We start from the raw sequence: 3118 nt of genomic DNA on the forward strand, positions 1-3118 counted from the left end.
CCCTTTTGGGGTTGTGGTGTTATGTAATGTGATTTTTCTTGTCATCATCTTGTGTGATTGAAAGACAATATTTCGCGTACACGCCGCCAACCCTTTGGGGTGTGGTGAGTGTGTAAGAGCGCATGGTGGATGCCTTGGCATCAGGAGCCGATGAAGGACGTGGAAATCTGCGATAAGCCTCGGGGAGCCGATAAACGGGCGTTGATCCGAGGATCTCCGAATGGGGAAACCCCGCTGCCTGTGAGGGTAGTGACCCGTGCCTGAATATATAGGGTACGTGGGGGGAACGCGGGGAAGTGAAACATCTCAGTACCCGCAGGAAGAGAAAATAACAATGATTCCGGGAGTAGTGGCGAGCGAAACTGGATGAGCCTAAACCGTGTGCGTGTCAAGCGTGCTGGTGTTGCGTGCACGGTGTTGTGGGGTATGTACGGTCTGGTCCAGCATGGCCAGTCTGTGTTGGTGTTGGTGTAGTCGAACCTGGTGGGAAACAGGACCGGAGTGGGTGAGAGTCCCGTAGACGAAACAGTGACGCCGGCGTAGTGTACGTGTGCCCGAGTAGCACGGAACTCGTGGAATTTCGTGTGAATCTGCCAGGACCACCTGGTAAGGCTAAATACTTCCTGATGACCGATAGCGGATAAGTACCGTGAGGGAATGGTGAAAAGTACCCCGGGAGGGGAGTGAAAGAGTACCTGAAACCATGTGCTTACAATCCGTCAGAGCAGTATCTAGATGACTGTGATGGCGTGCCTTTTGAAGAATGAGCCTGCGAGTTAGCGGTGCGTGGCGAGGTTAACCCGTGTGGGGTAGCCGTAGCGAAAGCGAGTCCGAACAGGGCGTTGTCAGTCGCGTGTCCTAGACCCGAAGCGGAGTGATCTAGCCATGGGCAGGGTGAAGCGTGTGTAAGAGCGCGTGGAGGCCCGCACCCACTTCAGTTGAAAATGGAGGGGATGACCTGTGGTTAGGGGTGAAAGGCCAATCAAACTCTGTGATAGCTGGTTCTCCCCGAAATGCATTTAGGTGCAGCGTTGCGTGGTTCTTGCTGGAGGTAGAGCTACTGGATGGCTGATGGGCCCCACCGGGTTACTGACGTCAACTAAACTCCGAATGCCAGTCAAGGTTCAGCGTGGCAGTGAGACAGTGGGGGATAAGCTTCATTGTCGAGAGGGAAACAGCCCAGACCATCAACTAAGGCCCCTAAGCGTGTGCTCAGTGGGAAAGGATGTTCAGTTGCGAAGACAACCAGGAGGTTGGCTTAGAAGCAGCCACCCTTGAAAGAGTGCGTAATAGCTCACTGGTCAAGTGATTGAGCGCCGATAATGTAGCGGGGCTAAGTACACCGCCGAAGTTGTGGCAGCACCACGTGTATCCGTAATGGTGTGGTGTTGGGTAGGGGAGCGTCGAGTCGCTGGTGAAGCTGCCGTGTGAACGAGTGGTGGAAGCGGTTCGAGTGAGAATGCAGGCATGAGTAGCGAAAGACGGGTGAGAAACCCGTCCACCGGATGACCAAGGGTTCCAGGGCTAGGCTAATCCGCCCTGGGTAAGTCGGGACCTAAGGCGAGGCCGACAGGCGTAGTCGATGGACAACCAGTTGATATTCTGGTACCGACACACAACCGACAGTACCAAAACACATGAGACTAACCATCTAATTCGCCCTTCGGGTCTTCGGATCTGTTGTTTGGTGATGCGGGTGGGACCTGAGTGTGGAGTCGGTAAGCGTGTGGTGTGACGCAGAAAGGTAGCCAGGCCGTGCGATGGTAGTCACGGTCTAAGGTTGTAGCACGCGGGGGTAGGTAAATCCGTCCCCGCTTTGTGTGTGAGAGCTGATGGGCGCCCCACTGTGGTGGGGTGATCTGGTGATCCTCTGCTGCCGAGAAAAGCATCGACGTGAGGGTGTGTGTTGCCCGTACCCTATAACCGACACAGGTGGTCGAGTAGAGAATACTAAGGTGATCGAGAGAATCGTGGTTAAGGAACTCGGCAAAATGCCCCCGTAACTTCGGGAGAAGGGGGACCATCCTGGTGAACCGCACTTGCTGCGGGATGTGCTGGTGGTGGTCGCAGAGGCCAGAGAGAAGCGACTGTTTATTAAAAACACAGGTCCGTGCGAAGATGTAAGTCGATGTATACGGACTGACGCCTGCCCGGTGCTGGAAGGTTAAGAGGACTCGTTAACAGGTTACTGTGAAGCGGAGAATTTAAGCCCCAGTAAACGGCGGTGGTAACTATAACCATCCTAAGGTAGCGAAATTCCTTGTCGGGTAAGTTCCGACCTGCACGAATGGCGTAACGACTTCTCTGCTGTCTCAACCACGAACTCGGCGAAATTGCATTACGAGTAAAGATGCTCGTTACGCGCAGCAGGACGGAAAGACCCCGAGACCTTCACTATAGTTTGGTATTGGTGTTCGGTGTGGTTTGTGTAGGATAGGTGGGAGACTATGAGGCTTGGTCGCTAGATCAGGTGGAGTCGATCGGTGAAATACCACTCTGACCATAGTGGATTCCTTAACTTCGGACCCTGATCGGGTTCAGGGACAGTGCCTGATGGGTAGTTTAACTGGGGCGGTTGCCTCCTAAAGAGTAACGGAGGCGCCCAAAGGTTCCCTCAGCCTGGTTGGCAATCAGGTGTCGAGTGTAAGTGCACAAGGGAGCTTGACTGTGAGACGGACGTGTCGAGCAGGAGCGAAAGCTGGGACTAGTGACCCGGCCATGGCTTGTGGAAGCGTGGTCGCTCAACGGATAAAAGGTACCTCGGGGATAACAGGCTGATCTTGCCCAAGAGTCCATATCGACGGCATGGTTTGGCACCTCGATGTCGGCTCGTCGCATCCTGGGGCTGGAGTCGGTCCCAAGGGTTGGGCTGTTCGCCCATTAAAGCGGTACGCGAGCTGGGTTTAGAACGTCGTGAGACAGTTCGGTCCCTATCCGCTGCGTGCGTAGGAAATTTGTGGAGGTCTGTCCTTAGTACGAGAGGACCGGGACGGACGAACCTCTGGTGTGCCAGTTGTTCCGCCAGGAGCATGGCTGGTTGGCTACGTTCGGGATGGATAACCGCTGAAAGCATCTAAGCGGGAAGCCTGCTCCGAGATGAGATTTCCATCCATACATT

At 54.6% G+C, this 3118-nt stretch carries 1 rRNA gene; it reads left to right on the forward strand.

What is annotated here, in order from left to right:
- Nucleotides 1-102: 102 nt before the first annotated feature.
- A 23S ribosomal RNA gene (locus tag ACPUD7_RS10465) occupies nucleotides 103-3118 on the forward strand; the annotation flags it as partial.

Source organism: Brevibacterium sp. FAM 24630, from assembly GCF_049804075.1.
GTDB lineage: Bacteria > Actinomycetota > Actinomycetes > Actinomycetales > Brevibacteriaceae > Brevibacterium.